Consider the following 16,034-nt stretch of genomic DNA (forward strand, 5'->3'; position numbering starts at 1 on the left):
GACCTTGCCCCCGAGATCGACGCGGCCACAATTGCTATGTTCGTCTCCCTGCTCTCTTCGCTGCTGATCGCAACTGCCCGCTTTCGACCAATCTTGCGGGAGGGATCCAGCTGAAAGCTCTTGCACTTCACCGTCTGATAGCACCACCCTCGCTGTGCTGGTCGACGTGAATTACGTCAACATAGGAGTTTGCGCGTAGAGGTAAATTGTCATTTTCCGATCACAGGAGAAAAGGTTAGCAAGAGGCGTCCACTGCATCGCGAGCGGGCCTAGCTCACACTGGCGGTGGAAAGATATGGTTTAAACGCTTGCTCTTAAGCGTTCTGGCTCGCTGTTCTCTTCGCAGCCTAAAGACCGGTTCCGCCCATCGGCTTTCGCCCGGTAGAGCGCGCGGTCTGCTTGAGCGATTAGGTCCTTCTCGGAAAAAACTTGCGAAGGCAGCCCCGTTGCATAGCCGGATGAGACCGTCACGTGACCCCAGGGCAGATTTCCAGTATGTTTAATTCCAAGCGCTGCGACCGCCTCACGAATGTTTTCTGAGATTCTCATAGTCTGTTCGGCATCAGAATTGGGGAGAAGAACAACCAGCTCTTCACCACCGTATCGGGCTGCTAGGCCGCCGGTCCCAATCAGTTGCAACGGGATGACGGCCGCGACATCCCGTAGCGCGCAGTCTCCGGCCAAGTGGCCGTAGGTGTCGTTATAGATTTTGAATCGGTCGAGGTCGAGCAAGATGAGCGAAAGCGGCTGCTGATTTGCCTTTGCCGCTACCAGCATTTCCCTCAACTGGGCATTGAAGTAGCGCTTGTTGAACAGGCGCGTCAGTTCATCGGTCGTTGCCAGTTTATCCAGTTTCTGTTTCATCAACTCCTGACGAGTAACGTCCCGAGTGATCACAACGATCCCATCCGGCTTGTGACTATCCTCGCCTTGAACGCAAGAAATGGCGCTTTCCAGCCAGATCGTGGTCCCATCCATGCGTCCGTGTTGAAAGAGAATCGACTCCTCTAGGGACCCTGATTGCACTTTTGCTAGGGCTCGCCCCCAAACAGACGTTGTTTGATCATCCCGGTTATCCAGCACACTCGTCCCAATTAGGCTTTCCGCACCGCGTTCGTATATTCTCGCTGCGGCGGGCGATACGTATTGCCGGATCCCGGTAAGGGAGACCTTTTCGATCACGTCGGTTGAGGCATTAGCTATAAGGCGGAACTCTGCTTCGCGAGCGGCGATTTTCTGATCTGCGATTTCCCGAAATTCGATCTGCCTGATCCATCGGATAGCCATTGCAGTACCTGCTATATAGGCAAATATGATGCTAAGCCAAGGATACTTGGCCTGCTCCAGCCATGCGACAAAAATCGATGCCTTTGTCTGAGTAGCGATCGCCGTCACACCCGTCTGGGTGCTACGATAGAATCCGCTGATGCGCTTCGTCCCATCGAACCGCGAGACATATTCATAATTGCCGCGCAGGTTCTTCATGATCTGATTACGATAAAGCGCGCTGTCGGCAATGTTTGCTCCCATTGCCTTCAGGTCTATCGGCAGGCGAAGAAGAATGGCGCCGTCCTCGCGCAACAGCGCAAAGGCATTGTCCTTATTTACGTCGAAGGTCTCGATGAATTGGGTGAAGTGGTCTATGTCGATGGTCGCGACCATAACGCCCGCGAAGTTTCCGTCGAGATTATTGATCCGTTGGCTTATCGGAAGGAACCACCTGCCGTCCGTTTGGCTTTGCGAGGGTAGTCCGAACCGCGGCTGCATCGACAGGTTCGATTTGTGAAACTGGAAATATTCGCGGTTGGACAAATCCATGCCGGCAGAATTCGCGGCGAATGTCGATCCGATTAGGCGCCCTTGGGCATCGGCATAAGCAAGGCTGCGTAGGAGGGGGGAGGTCTTGACAACACGCTGCATCTCCTCAAGCAGATGCTTTATCTTCATTTCGTCGCCCAGCGCTTCTCTGGCGTGAGCAGACAGGTTGTTGAGAGGCTGCTGGGTCACAGTCATGACATCGTCAGTATGAAGCGTAATGGCACGAGCGGTTTCCATCTGGCGCTCATTTGCGCCTTGGAGCAGACGCTGCCAGTTTGTGTATTCAGCCCAGACGCCCAGACATGCAAACACGGCCCCGGCTGCAAGAACTGCGGCGAGACGACTACGGGACCTTTTCTTGATGTTTCTGGACATCATGCCTTCTTAGCTGCTTAAACTTATCTAAGCTTATTTTCCGTCAGACGAATGAAGAATATTATAGTGGCAATACGAACGATACCAACGGCAGCCGGTGCACGCCGGCTCCTGCCGACATGTGAATTAACGTGTGTTGGTCACTCGTTTCATAGCTGGGCTCCACGAGCGCGGTAGAGCAGCCTCGTGGATCAATGGTTCGAACATGCTGGGATGGTTGCCCTCCTCCCCGTCTTGTTCTGACCCTTAATAAGACCGGCTTTCACCCATTTAGAGAACTGAGACTCTTGCTGGCGTTTCAACTTAGTTGCCGCCGGTGGCCCGTGGTCGCTCTCAGGAGATCCGGCTCGTTTCGAGGGATCAGAACTCGTCCCAACCCATAGCAGTGGTGTGGCCAGAGCTGGTAGCAACCCTTGCCAGAAGTTGGCGCACGGGAGGTCGTGTCGACCTCTGTCTTGCACTTACTGGATGAGGGAAGCGCGCTTCTGCTTTTGTGGTACTGGAGCCTAGTTGGAAGCCTCCGATCTGCTCCCTCAAGCGAGCTGTTTCCTGCGCGAGAGCCGCACTCGCAGCGTTCGTTTCTTCGACCATCGCTGCGTTTTGCTGCGTAACCTGGTCCATCTGGTTTACGGCTGAATTGACCTCAGAAAGACCCGTTGCCTGCTCCTTGGTAGAACTGGTGATCGCCTCCATATGATCGTTTACCACGACGATATTTTCCTGGATGGTCCGCAGTGCCTCACCAGTCTGGCTGACCAGCTTCACGCCCGTGCTGACTTCATCCGATGAGTTGCGAATAAGGTCCTTGATTTCTTTAGCTGCCTGCGCAGAGCGTTGGGCGAGTTCACGCACCTCTTGTGCGACGACGGCGAAACCTTTGCCGGCTTCGCCTGCGCGCGCGGCCTCCACCCCAGCGTTCAATGCCAGCAGGTTCGTCTGGAACGCGATCTCGTCGATGACGCCGATGATGTTGGAGATCTGATTGGAGGAGGTTGCGATGCGCGACATGGCACCGACAGCATCGGCAACGACCTTTCCTGACTGCTGAGCGTTTTCGCTCGCGGTTGCCGCGGCATGACGGGCTTCTTCGGCACGTTTTGCAGCGTTCGTAACGTTGACGGTGATTTCATCAAGAGCTGCAGCTGTCTGTTCGAGCGACGCGGCTTGTTGTTCCGTCCTCTTTGAAAGGTCTTCAGCGCTTTTACTGATTTCGCGGGTTCCGGTGTCGATCTGGTCGGTCGAGTGCGCGACTGCGGCAAGAGCAGTGCGCATCTGTACGATTGCCTCGTTCATCGTGAGACGCAAATCCTCAAAGTCCGGGGCAAAAGGTTGGTCGATGCTGAAAGACAAATCTCCCTGGGCCAACTTCTTCAAGGCGGCGCCCACTGTATTGACCGCATGGACCCGCTCGGTCACGTCTGTCGCGAATTTTACAACTTTCGTCACTTTGCCTTTCGCATCAAGTATCGGATTATAAGATGCATTGATGACGACCACTTTTCCATTCTTGCCATAGCGGGTGAACTCAGCAGTCTGGGCTTCACCCCGCCGTAAAGCATCCCAGAACTGCACATATTCCGGAGAGGCTGCATATTCAGGTGCGACAAGCATCGCGTGGCTCCGTCCTCTGATCTCGTCGAGACGGTAACCAATGGCCTTCAGGAAGTTGTCATTAGCAGTAGCGATCTCTCCTTCGACGGTGAACTCGATAATGCCCTGAACTCGGCTGATCGCCTCCATCTGTCCCTGGAAATCGAGGTTCTGAAGCCGCTCCTTGGCGTTCGCCCACTCGACGACAAACCCTGTTGTTTTGCTGCCTTCCATTAGGGGTGTCACAATAAGATCGAATGCTCGATGGCCAACCCAGATTGTTGCCCTGTGTTGGGTCTTCAACGCAGCAAGCATGTTGCGCTGGTGAGATGGGTTCTTGTGAAAGATATCAATGTTGCTGCCGATGAGCTTTGCAAACTCGAAGTGTGGCAGTTCTTCTTTGAGGTCGGTTTCAGCCTCTTTTAGGAGTGCCATCACCGCGTCATTCATATAACGAATGTTAAGGTCTTTATCCGCGATCATGATGTTCGCGGTAATCGACTTCAGGGACGCAGTCTGCATGCGAGAGACGCTGGAGTTACCGAACATGTGACCTCACGAACTGTAGAGAAAGATATATCCGCTTCCAAGAGTTCTCCTCGATAAGATCTGTAGCGGATGATCATACACATCGCCTAGCATGAATATCAGAAGTTAATATTTTAGATAATATTCAATTAGTTGTCGCGACAGTTGTCTTAAACCCAAGGTATAATTTGATCTGACAATTCAATTCAATTGCGAATACACATCACTGCTTTTCAAGCTGAGATTCAGGCTCTAGTTCTTCAATCACCAGTTCAATAGGATCAGGCCTGAGGTCAAACAGAAGCTATGGCTCTGCACGATTGTGCTTCCGACAGCAGTTGTGGGATGGGGATCTGGGTTCTATAGCGGACAATGGCTTTGAAGTCGATGGCTTCCTTATTTGAAAAGTTGATCAAAAACCCTGAGACGTTTAAGATCTAAATCAACCCCGCTATCTGCGACCTGAAAGTGATGAGACAAAATGGCAGCTAAAAATGCCTCTGGCAGTGACCCCGTTCTTGCGTGTCGACGGTTCGAATCCTTTCATAATCTTTACGACAGGCCAGTTGGAGACTAGACCAGTGCACCGAGGAGCCTTGCGCTTTCCGCATTGATGACAAGGCCGGTTATAAATCCGGCTTTCAGAATCGCGCGCGTTGCATTGACCTTCGCCGTCCCGGCCGAAAGCAGGATGATGTCGCTCTGCGAAAGGTCGGAAAGGTTGATCGCCAGCGTACGCCTGCAAAGTTGTGAATCGACGTAATTGCCATTCTCATCGAAGAAAAGCCCCAGCGTGTCGCCAACAGCGCCCAGACTGTTGAGGAATGCCAGATCTTCCTTCGAGAGATAGCCGAAGCGCGAGAGGAACGAGCCGGCATCGCATTCGCCCACGCTGATGAAGCACGCTTGGGCGCGCATGGCGGTTCTAATGATATCCTGCACCACACGTTGCTGTATGAAGACTTCGCGATCCTCTTCACTATCGGCGATAAAGGGTACCGGGAGATATTTGGCCTGCCCATCGGTCTTGGATGCGAGCTTCTGGACCACATCGAAAGGGTTCGCCGAAGCTGACCGCGTCAGTGATCCCAGCAGGGAGACGAATTGCGCCTGAGGCGCGTTGACCGGCAAGAGTGCATCCGCCATTGCGCTTATCGTCCGGCCCCAGGCAAGCCCGATAACCATTTCCTTCGATTGCTCCTGGGTAAGGATCGAGCGGAGAATGCGTGCCGCAACCATTCCAACGCCGTGCCTTGCAACGGCGTCATCTTCCTTGTCCCCTCCTTCTGATTCCGGCGTCACGTAACAGAACTTGAGGTTGAACCGGTTGCGGATGCGTTCTTCGAGCTCCGACAGCGCTGACAGCCGATGGTCGATATCGATCGTCACGATGCCGCTTGTTCGCGCATCGGCAATCAGGCGGGCAACTTTCACACGCGAGACTCCAAGGATTGAGGCGATCTCATTCTGTGTCTTTTCAGCGACATAGTAGAGCCATGCCGCTCGGACCACCATGTCGGTTTCACTCAGGTCACGTTCGTTCATCGCGATTCTCCTCCGTTACCCTGACTATCATTTGTTCATACGACGAGCAAAAGTATTTTCTGTTTGACTTTTTGTGCGCGCGATGAACAAATGATCACGCTTGGTGGAGCAAGCGTCTCTCAGGGAGGATTTGATGACAGACACAGAAGACAGATCGAACGTTTTCGGAAAGATTTCGCGCCGCGACCTATTGAACTGGGGCGGCAAGGCCGGCGGTGCCGTGGCCGTGGCCGCAACCATGCCGAAGATGGCGGAATTCGTACTGGGTTCTACGCCGGCATTTGCCGCGGACAAACCCCTGAACATTGCCGTTATCGGCCAGCAGATGTCCGCTCAGTCTGATCAGCGCGCCTGGGAAGGCATGCAGACCTGGATGAAGGGCATGGGCGTCGACAAGACATGGAAGATGAACCTGACCGATGCCAAGGGCGACCCGGGCAAGCTGGTTTCGCAGATCCAGGACGCAGTGACGGCGAAGGTCGATGCGATCATCGTCCTTTTCGCGACGCTGACGGCGGCCCACGCCGCGCTCGACACGGTGAAGCAGTCCGGCATTCCGTTCTTCAGCATCGACTCGGGCTGGCAGGATCCAGCGATCGCTGACCTGACCAGCAACAACTATATCCTCGGCGGTGCGCCGTCGCAGTACATGGCCGACCGCCTGCTGGGCCAGGGCAAGAGCAAGGCGAAGATCGCCTCGATCATCGCGAATTTCCACCATGGCACGCGCAAGCGCGGCAAGGTTCTGGAAGTGCTGCTGTCGGAGAATAACTGGATCGAACAGGTCGATTCTCGCGTCATCCAGTATGACGGCTTCTATGAAAAGACGCAGAACATCGTCAACGACTGGCTGACCCGCTACGGCGACGAACTCGACTGCATCTGGTGCCCCTGGGACGAGCCTGCCATGGCGGCTTCCGAGGCCATCGTGGCGAAGGGCCTGCAGGACAAGATTTTTGTCGTTGGCGCCGATGGGCATCCGACAGCCTTGCAGCGTATGCGTGACGGCGGTGCCAAGTGGCCGCAGAAGGCAACCAGCGCACAGGCCTTTGAACTCTGGGGTGCCTATTGCGGCTGGCTCGTCAACGAGATCGTCGGCAAGGGCGGCGACGCCAAGAAGCTCGTGCCGGTGCCGATCGTCGAATTCCCGACGCCGCTGCTCGTCAGCGAAGTCAACGTGCCGGGCAAGGCCGATCAGCCCTGGTCGGCAACCGACCTCTACTATCTCTACCAGGAACGCGTGCTCAAGGGCATGAAAGGCTGACCTCCCAAGCTGGCCGGCGGCTCCTGCTGCCGGCCACCCTCGAAGCCTTTGACATCGAGATAAGCGTAACATGAGCGAAGAACTATTGCGGGTCGAGAGCGTCTCGAAGGCGTTCGGCGGCGTCCAGGTTTTGCAGAATGTCAGCCTGTCGCTGAAAGGCGGCGAGGTGCTGGCGCTAGTCGGCGCGAACGGTGCCGGCAAATCGACGCTGATCAAGGTGATCTGCGGCGCGCATCCGGCCGACAAGGGTGCCATCTGGATCGGCGGCGAGAAGCAGAATTACCGGACGGTGCGTGAGGCGGTTGCCGCCGGCGTGTCTGTGGCCCACCAGCACAACATGACGATTTCGCGCCTCACCGGCGCACAGAACATCGAACTCGGCCGCGAGCCCACCCGCTTCGGCCTCATCGACAAGCGCGAATTGCGTCGTCGGGCCGAGGCCCTGTGGCGGGCCTTCGATGTCAATATCGACATCGATGCGGAGTGCGGCGATCTCGGTTCCGGCGAGCAGAAGATCGTCGACATTCTCAAGGCGCTTGCGACCAACCCACGCATCCTCATCCTCGATGAGCCGACGGCAACACTGACGATCGGCGAGAGCAAGCGGCTTTTTGCCTTCCTCGACAAGCTGCGCGAGAAAAACATCGGCATCATCTTCATCTCGCACCACCTGCAGGAGGTTCTCGACCACTGCGACAGCGTCGTGGTGCTGAAGGACGGCAGACTGATTCATCAGGGCGTGGTTGATGAAAACCTGACGCGAGAGGACATCGTCCAGCTGATGATCGGCCGCAGCATCGTGCAGGGAAGACGGGAGTCCGCATCAGTTGCCGATGAAAAGGTTGTGTCCGTCAAGGACCTGAAAGTCGCAAGCCTGCATGTGGAGAATTTTGAAGCGGCGCGGGGGGAAGTGGTTGGTATCGCCGGCCTGATCGGCGCCGGGCAGACGGAATTCCTGCAGTGTCTCGCGGGAGCGAGACGTCCGGGTGCGCTCGGCGCCGTCAATGTCTTTTCGAAGAGCGGATTGCCGAAGACCGTCGGCGATGCAGTCATGCAGGGTATCTGTCTGGTGCCGGCTGATCGCGCCCATACGGCCATGTTCGGTGCTCTGTCCGTCGAGGAAAATCTGTCTTCGGCGTCGCTGGCTGGATTGTCTGCAAGTGGCTTTGTTTCCAACCAGAAGGCTAGGACGCGCGCGGCAGATCTGATCAAGGCGCTTGCCATCAAGTGCGCAGGGCAGCGCCAGAAAGTTCAGGAACTTTCGGGCGGCAATCAGCAGAAGGTATCCTTCGCCCGCTGGCTTTCCCGTCCCGGCCTGAGTGAGGGCGACCTCAAGAACCAGATATTCCTGCTCGACAACCCGACAGAGGGTGTCGACGTCGGGGCCAAGGCGGAATTTTACGCGCTGATTGCGCGGCTGGCGAAGCAGGGTGCAACGGTGATCGTCACCAGCGCCGAGTTCACGGAACTGATCGCGATCTGCGACCGCATTTACTGCATCTCCGACAATACACTTCGCGATCACTTTCCGGCGGCGGATATGACCGAAGAAGCACTCCTGCTGAAAACGAACTGAAGGATCCATGACAGTGACAGAGAACACGATCAAAATTCAGCAGCCGCGATCGATAAACTGGATGGACTTCGTCAGCCGCTATGGCACCGTTTTCGCAGCCGTGCTGATCTTCATCGCATTCTCGATCTTCAGCCCGCGCTTCCTCAGCGCCAATAACCTCAGCAACGTGCTCGTGCAGATATCCACGTTGACGGTTGTGGCAAGCGCCTTGACGGTGGCCGTCGTCAGCGGCGAGTTCGATCTTTCGGTCGGGCAGGTGGCCGGACTTTCGGCTATGCTGGTTGCGGGGCTGCTCGTGCTGAACAACCAGCCGGTCTACGTTGCCATCCCGCTGTCTATCCTGTCCGGTCTCATCATCGGCATCGTCAATGGCTTCCTGGTGACGAAGCTGCGCATTCCTTCCCTGATCGCCACGCTGGGCATGGGGCCGATCGCACTCGGTATCAATTATGCCTATAGCGGCGGCGACAGCATCTACGCACAGATGCCCGACTCCTTCTACTATCTGTCGACCGGCCGCATCTTCGGGTTCTTCCCGGTTCCTGTGCTGCTCGCCATCATCGTGGTCATCGCAGTCCACACGCTGATCAACCGCACCCGCTATGGCCGCGCAACCGTTGCCACTGGTACCAATATCGTTGCTGCCCGCCTTTCCGGCATCAATGTCAACCGCTGCCGCCAGATCGCCCTGGTGATCTCTGCAACGGGAGCTGCTGTTGCCGGCGTAATGTTGACGGCCCGCCTCGGCACGGGTCAGCCCGGCGCCGGCGAGCCCTATCTCATGGATGCGCTGACGGCAGTCTTCATCGGCATGACGGCATTCCGGCCGGGCCGGGCTTCCGTGGAAGGGACCATCATCGGCGTGTGCATCATCGGCATGCTGGACAACGGCCTCAATCTGCTGGGTGCGCCATTCTATCTGCAGAACATCGTGCGCGGCGTCGTGATGATCGCAGCTGTCGCGCTTGCCGTGCTGCGTGGCGAAATCCGCTTCTTCTAAAAGGATCATATCGTGTCAGACAACAGTCTCAATAAAGGCCAACCTGCGGCGGATGTCGGATCTGCCGGCCGCAGCAACAGCCAGCTCATGGACCTCTACAAGATGATGCGGCGCATCCGCACCTTCGAGGAAAGAGTGGGTGAACTCTTCATCCGTGGACAGTCCGCCGGTTCCATGCTCCATCTGTCGATCGGCGAGGAATCGAGCGCCGCGGGCGTCTGTGCCGTCATGCAGCCGCAGGACACCTTCACCACCCATCATCGTGGGCATGGCATTTTCCTGGCGCGTGGTGCTGATCCCCGGCAGATGATGGCCGAAATCGGCGGCAAAGAGACGGGCTATTGCCGCGGCAAGGGCGGCTCCATGCACATCGCCGACATGGCACTCGGCCATCTCGGTGCCAACGCCATCGTCGGTGGCGGCATCCCGGCCGTGGTCGGAGCCGGCCTTTCAAGCAAATATCTCAAGCAGAACTCGGTCTCGATCGCCTTCTTCGGCGACGGGGCCGCGCAGCAGGGCATTCTGTATGAAAGCATGAACATGGCGGCCCTCTGGGACCTGCCTATTCTCTTCGTCTGTATCAACAACCAGTACGGCATGGGCACGCGCATCGATCAGGCGACCCGTAACACACGGATTGATGAACGCGCTCGTGCTTTTGGCCTTAACGGCGTGATGGTCGATGGCAATGATGTCGAAGCGGTGCGCGAACAGGCGAGCTGGCTGATCGACGAAGCTCGTGCCGGAAAGCCCGGCTTCCTGATGATCGACGTCTATCGCTTCTTCGGCCACGCCCGGATGGACAAGAGCCCATACCGTGACGAGGCGGAAGAGCTGGAGGGCCGCAAGAAGGATCCCGTTCTCTTTGCCCGCAGCAAGCTGATCGAAGGCGGCCTCGAAAAGGAAAGCGTGCTCGATGCACTCGACAAGGAGATCGCCGCCGAGATGGACGCTACGATCGACTTCACGGTGGAGTCCGAGGCACCACCGCTCACCTCCATGTTCCGCGACGTCTATGCCGTCGGCGAACCCGAGCCGGAGCCCGTCAGCGTCCGGATCGACCGCGTACTTGCCAGGGATGATGCATGATGACCTCGACCACTTATAGAGATGCGTTGCGCAAGGCGCTTGACGATGCGATGGCCGAAGACAAGACGATCGTCGTCATCGGCGAGGAAGTAGGCCGGTACGGCGGAGCCTATGGCGTCACCAAGGACTTGATCAAGACCTACGGTGCCGAGCGGCTGATCGATACTCCGATTTCCGAGCCTGCCATCATCGGCGCTGCGGTGGGGGCCGCGATGACCGGGCTGCGCCCGGTCGCGGAGCTGATGTATATCGACTTCCTCGGCATGACTATGGACCAGCTCGCCAACCAGGCGGCCAAGATCCGCTATATGTTCGGTGGCCAGATCGGTGTGCCAATGGTGCTGCGCACCCAGGGCGGCACGGGCCGCTCCGCCGGCGCGCAGCATTCCCAGAGCCTCGAGGCCTGGGTCATGCACACGCCCGGCCTGCGCCTGGCGATGCCGGCAACGGCCGCCGATGCCTATCACCTGCTGCGCCAGAGCCTGACCAAGCCGGACCCGGTCGTCTTCATCGAGCACAAGGCGCTCTATACCCGCAAGGAAGAAGTCGACTTCGATGCCGACCCTCTTCCCTGGGGCAAGGCGGCGGTGCGGCGCTCAGGCGACGATCTGGTTATCGTCACCTATTCCCGGCAGGTTTTCTATGCAATGGAAGCCGCCGAGATGCTCGCCAAGAAGGGCATCGAGGTGACCGTTATTGATCTGCGCACGCTCAACCCACTCGATTTCGACACCGTGCGCGAGCACGTCGAGCGCGTCGGCAAGGCGATGGTCGTGTCCGAAGGTGTCATGACATCAGGTGTCGCGGCAGAACTTGCAGCCCGCATCTCGGAAGAATGCTTCGATTTCCTCGAGCAACCGGTCGTTCGTGTTGCCGGCGAGGACATCCCGATCTCCGTCTCACAGGAACTTGAATCCGGCAGCGTACCTTCCGCCCGCAGCATCGCCGACGTCGCCGAAAGAATGCTGTCATGAACGAGCGTATCCTAAAGATGCCGCGTCTCGGCGAGACGATGGAGGAAGGCAAGATCGTCGGCTGGTTGATCGACATCGGTGACAGCTTCAAGCGCGGCGACTCCATCATCGAGATCGAGACAGACAAGACGATTGCCGAGTTTCCGGCGCTCGGCGACGGGCGGCTGAACGAAATCCTCGTCTCCATCGGCGACACGATCGAAGTCGGCATGCCGCTGGCCCGCATCGACATTGGCGCAGGGCCTGATTGGACCTCGGAAGAGGGCGAAGAGAGCCAGTCGTCCACCGAGGCGGCTGTCGCAGCCGCCTCGGAAGGCATGGTTGAAACCGACCTTGCCATGCCGCGCCTCGGCGAAACGATGGAGGAAGGACGGATAGCAAAATGGCTCAAGGCACCGGGCGATAGATTCGTCCGCGGCGAAGCCATCATAGAGATCGAGACGGACAAGACGATCGCCGAATTTCCCGCCCTGACGGACGGCCGCCTCGAGGCCATCCTGCAGGGTGAGGGAGAGATGGTCACGGTCGGCGAGCCGATCGCGCGCATCGAGATCGCGGCCGGCGCTGCCGCCGAGGCCGGGCCTGCCCCAATTCAAGGCGGCAACGAGACCGCCGCGGCACTACCTGATATCCGCCGCAGGGCGTCAGCCTCGACCAACCCAGCCGGACGCACGCGGGCAACACCGCTCGCACGGCGCCTGGCCCGCAAGGCTGGTCTCGACATCGCTGCGCTTTCTGGCAGCGGTCGGCGTGGCCGTATCGAGAAGGATGATGTGCTTGCTGCGATCAATGGCGAGACGCCATCGGCAGTGGCCGTGGTGCCGGCGGAAGTGCGCTTCGCGGCGTTGCCACGCGGCCGCATGGCCTATCTGGACACCGGCGCCGGTACCGGGCTGCCAGTCCTCCTCATGCATGGTTTCTCCGGCGACCGGACAACATGGGCATCGGTCGTGGCCGGCCTCAAGAGAGCGGGACGCCGGGTGATCGTTCCCGATCTGCCTGCCCATGGTCTGACCGAGATCGCGGGGACTGATGCGCGGGACCTGTTCATGGATCTTGTACCGCTTCTGGATGCGCTCGGCGTCGAGAAGATCGACGTCATCGCCCATTCGCTGGGTTCGGTCGCCGCCGTAGCGCTCGCCTCGGCAGCCACCGGCCGGGTCGCCTCGCTCTCGCTGATCGCCCCTGCGGGTCTCGGTTCCGAGATCGACGGCCACTTCGTAAATGGCATGGCAAATGTGAAGGCGGCTGGCGAGGCGGCCCATCTACTCCGACGCCTTTCTGTCAACCGGGTCGACCTCTCCGAGGCCGCGCTCGACGCGCTTGCGGCAAGCCTTGCAAAGGGGAGGCTCAAGGATCTCGCGGAGGCAATATCGGGCCCGTCGGGCCAGAAGGTCGATATCCTGCCAATGATCGAACGCCTTTCCGCGGTCATGCCTGTCCGCGTGTTGTTCGGCACGGAGGACCGGATCATTCCATGGATGCACATTCTGGCTCTGCCACCACGCGTGGCAATCCATCTGCTGCAGCGCTCCGGCCATATGCCGCAGTGGGACCAGACGAAGGATGTGCTCGATATAATTCTTTCGTGAGGTGAAACAAACATGTCCGATACAGCGGAGAAAGTGAAAGACGCACAACGTCGGATCGGCCTGCTGGCAAAGGCAAGCCCGGAACTCTTTGGGGGCTTTGCCCGCGTCAGCAAGGCGGCTGCCGCTGCCGGCAGCTTCAGTGCCGCACAGAAGGAACTGATGGCCGTTGCCATTGCCATATCCAAGGGCTGCGAGGACTGCATCCTCTACCATGTGGATGCGGCAGTGAAGCATGGCGCCCGGGAAGCCGAACTGGTGGAGGCGCTGGACGTCGCTATCGAAATGGGTGGCGGCCCGGCTGTCATGTATGGAGCAAAAGCACTGGAAATCATGCGCGCGCTTCAATAGCGCTGATGATGCGCCGGCTGGGGAGCCGGTGCGGGAGGAGAGTAATGAGCTATTTCCTGACCGCGGATGGCGGTACCGAGAGCCTTCGGGCGCGTGTCTACGATCTTTCGGGCCAATGCCTCGGCAGTGTCGCCGTTCCCTACGAGACGAAGTTCTCGGCGGGTGCCCGCGCCGAACAGGATCCCGAGGACTGGTGGCAGGCGTTTGTGGCAGCCTCGCGCCAAGCAATCGGTGAGGCACGAGTCGATCCGTCAGCGATCGAGGCGATCACGCTTGCGACGACCAGTTGCACGGTTGTCGCCCTCGATGAGAACGGCCGGGCGCTTCGCCCGGCCATTATCTGGATGGATGTGCGCGCCAATGCGGAGGCCGATGCCGTTCTTGCAACGGGCGATCAGGCGCTCGTTTCGAATGGCGGCGGGTGCGGACCCGTGTCGGCCGAGTGGATGATCCCGAAGGCATTGTGGATCGCCAGAAATGAGCCGGATGTCTTCGAGCGCGCCCACACCATCTGCGAATACCAGGATTTCATGACCATGCGGCTGACCGGCGAGCGAGCCGCCAGTCTCAACAATCTGACGCTGCGCTGGCACTATGCAACGGATCGTGGGGGCTGGCCGAAGTCCCTGGTCGAACAACTCGGCCTGTCCGCGCTGTTGGAGAAATGGCCGGAACGGGTGGTGGCACCCGGTGGTGTCGTGGCGAACCTGTCTACCCGTGCTGCCGACGAGCTTGGACTTTCGACGAAGGTGAAGCTTGTGCAGGGCGGCGCCGATGCATTGATCGGCATGATCGGCCTTGGGGTCGCGAAGCCGGGACAACTCGCTCTGATTACCGGTTCGTCGCACCTGCAGTTCGGCGTTACCGAGCATGCGGTCAACGCGCCGGGTGTGTGGGGCACATATCGCGACTGCGTCTATCCGGATCGTTACATCATCGAGGGTGGCCAGACATCGACCGGGTCGATCATCGCCTGGCTCGGCCGCGTGATGAACGGTACGATGGACCTCGACGTGATGAACCGCAAGGCGCTGGCGCTGGAGCCGGGCTGCGACGGTTTGCTCGTGCAAGATCATTTTCAGGGTAACCGCACGCCCTATACCGATCCGCTGTCGCGGGGCGCCATTGTCGGCCTGACGCTCGCCCATGAGCCGCATCATATCTTCCGCGCCATCATGGAAGGAATCGGGTTTGGAACCCGCGCCATCCTCGACACCATGGCCGATGCCGGCTACCGCGGCACCGAGATCACCATCGGTGGCGGCGCCGGGGCATCAGATTTATGGCTGCAGATCCACGCCGACACCGCGGGGCTGCCGGTCTGCGTGCCCGCATCGCGTGATGCGCCCTCCGTCGGCTCCGCCGTTCTGGCAGCCCACGGCGCCGGGCATTTTGCCACGATTGACGAAGGCATTGCGGCGATGGTGCGTCCGGGCAAGCGCATCGAGCCCCGTACTCGCGAGATGGCGCTCTACAACGGCATTTACCAGCAGTACCGGGCGCTTTATCCGGCGCTGAAATCCGCATTTGCAAAGGAGAAACAGGCACATGGCTGATGCAGACTTCAGGCTAGATGGCAAGCGCGCCGTCGTCACTGGTGCAGCGCGCGGAATCGGGCGGGCAATTGCTGAACGATTGGCTCTAGCAGGCGCCCATGTCATTATAGCGGACCGCGACGAGGCCGAAGGTGCTATCTTGGTTGATGCCATTGCCGGCGCGGGTGGAAAGGCGGCATTCGTCGCGTTTGATGTGGCGCAGCCCGGGATGGTAGCCGCTGCAGTCGAGACCATTTATGCGAGCCACGGCGCTGTGGACGTGCTTGTCAACAATGCAGGCATCGTGCGCAACGTGCCGGCTCTGGAGATGAGGCTGGACGACTGGAAGTCCGTGCTGGATATCGATCTCGGCGGCGTCTTCAACTGTGCGCAGGCTTTTGGCCGCCATATGGTGGCCGCCGGGCGAGGCTCGATGGTCAACATCTCGTCCATCTGCGGCGAGGTCACGGTCCATCCACAGCCGCAGGTGTCCTACAATGCAGCCAAGGCTGGCGTGAATCTTTTGACCAAATCGCTGGCGGTGGAGTGGGCAAAGAGCGGCGTCCGGGTCAATGCCGTGGCACCCGGCTATGTAGGTACTCAACTCACGCTGCGCGGCCGCAGCAATCCGGAATGGTTCGACACCTGGATCCGGATGACCCCGATGGGGCGCCTCGGTGAACCGCGCGAGATTGCCAACGCCGTCCTTTTCCTCGCTGCCGACGCGTCGAGCTACATCACCGGCACGGTGCTGACGATCGACGGCGGCTATACCGCAATGTAAAAAACGGAGACCCCAG

At 58.9% G+C, this 16,034-nt stretch carries 12 protein-coding genes; 9 read left to right on the forward strand and 3 right to left on the reverse strand.

The features are described from left to right. Window positions 1-300: 300 nt before the first annotated feature. The 3 genes from VQ830_RS21435 to VQ830_RS21445 form a co-directional block, all read right to left on the reverse strand. Window positions 301-2,193, reverse strand: a complete 1,893-nt coding sequence (locus VQ830_RS21435) for a diguanylate cyclase (RefSeq protein ID WP_337270187.1) — start codon at window positions 2,191-2,193, stop codon at window positions 301-303. Between the two features lie 360 nt (window positions 2,194-2,553). After that, complete coding sequence (locus VQ830_RS21440) at window positions 2,554-4,332, reverse strand: methyl-accepting chemotaxis protein (protein WP_337270188.1); 1,779 nt, start codon at window positions 4,330-4,332, stop codon at window positions 2,554-2,556. 552 nt (window positions 4,333-4,884) lie between these two features. Further along, window positions 4,885-5,856 (reverse strand): sugar-binding transcriptional regulator, encoded by a 972-nt coding sequence (locus VQ830_RS21445; protein WP_337270189.1) that lies wholly within the window; start codon window positions 5,854-5,856, stop codon window positions 4,885-4,887. A gap of 133 nt (window positions 5,857-5,989) precedes the next feature. On the opposite strand from VQ830_RS21445, the gene VQ830_RS21450 reads away from it, so the two are divergent. The 9 genes from VQ830_RS21450 (at window position 5,990) to VQ830_RS21490 (ending at window position 16,018) form a co-directional block, all read left to right on the forward strand. Further along, window positions 5,990-7,120 (forward strand): sugar ABC transporter substrate-binding protein, encoded by a 1,131-nt coding sequence (locus VQ830_RS21450; RefSeq protein WP_337270190.1) that lies wholly within the window; start codon window positions 5,990-5,992, stop codon window positions 7,118-7,120. An 85-nt stretch (window positions 7,121-7,205) separates the two neighbouring features. Next, window positions 7,206-8,696: a sugar ABC transporter ATP-binding protein gene (locus VQ830_RS21455; RefSeq protein ID WP_337270191.1), complete on the forward strand. Its 1,491-nt coding sequence runs from the start codon at window positions 7,206-7,208 to the stop codon at window positions 8,694-8,696. Window positions 8,697-8,703: 7 nt separating this feature from the next. Beyond that, on the forward strand, window positions 8,704-9,696 hold the full coding sequence (locus tag VQ830_RS21460) for an ABC transporter permease (RefSeq protein WP_337270192.1): 993 nt from the start codon (window positions 8,704-8,706) through the stop codon (window positions 9,694-9,696). A 12-nt stretch (window positions 9,697-9,708) separates the two neighbouring features. Beyond that, the gene (locus VQ830_RS21465; protein WP_337270193.1) at window positions 9,709-10,785 is read left to right on the forward strand and encodes a thiamine pyrophosphate-dependent dehydrogenase E1 component subunit alpha; all 1,077 of its coding nucleotides are present in this window, start codon (window positions 9,709-9,711) and stop codon (window positions 10,783-10,785) included. Next, entirely contained in the window at window positions 10,782-11,759 is a 978-nt protein-coding gene (locus tag VQ830_RS21470; protein ID WP_337270194.1) for an alpha-ketoacid dehydrogenase subunit beta, read from the forward strand. Before VQ830_RS21465 ends, VQ830_RS21470 begins: the two co-directional genes overlap by 4 nt. Further along, entirely contained in the window at window positions 11,756-13,351 is a 1,596-nt protein-coding gene (locus VQ830_RS21475; protein ID WP_337270195.1) for an acetoin dehydrogenase dihydrolipoyllysine-residue acetyltransferase subunit, read from the forward strand. The genes VQ830_RS21470 and VQ830_RS21475 overlap by 4 nt, the downstream gene beginning before the upstream one ends. Window positions 13,352-13,363: 12 nt before the next feature. Next, entirely contained in the window at window positions 13,364-13,699 is a 336-nt protein-coding gene (locus VQ830_RS21480; RefSeq protein ID WP_337270196.1) for a carboxymuconolactone decarboxylase family protein, read from the forward strand. Window positions 13,700-13,743: 44 nt separating this feature from the next. After that, window positions 13,744-15,255 (forward strand): FGGY-family carbohydrate kinase, encoded by a 1,512-nt coding sequence (locus tag VQ830_RS21485; protein WP_337270197.1) that lies wholly within the window; start codon window positions 13,744-13,746, stop codon window positions 15,253-15,255. After that, window positions 15,248-16,018, forward strand: a complete 771-nt coding sequence (locus VQ830_RS21490) for an SDR family NAD(P)-dependent oxidoreductase (RefSeq protein WP_337270198.1) — start codon at window positions 15,248-15,250, stop codon at window positions 16,016-16,018. Before VQ830_RS21485 ends, VQ830_RS21490 begins: the two co-directional genes overlap by 8 nt. Window positions 16,019-16,034: the final 16 nt, after the last annotated feature.

This window comes from Oryzifoliimicrobium ureilyticum (genome assembly GCF_037199735.1).
Taxonomy (GTDB): Bacteria; Pseudomonadota; Alphaproteobacteria; order Rhizobiales; family Rhizobiaceae; genus Rhizobium; species Rhizobium ureilyticus.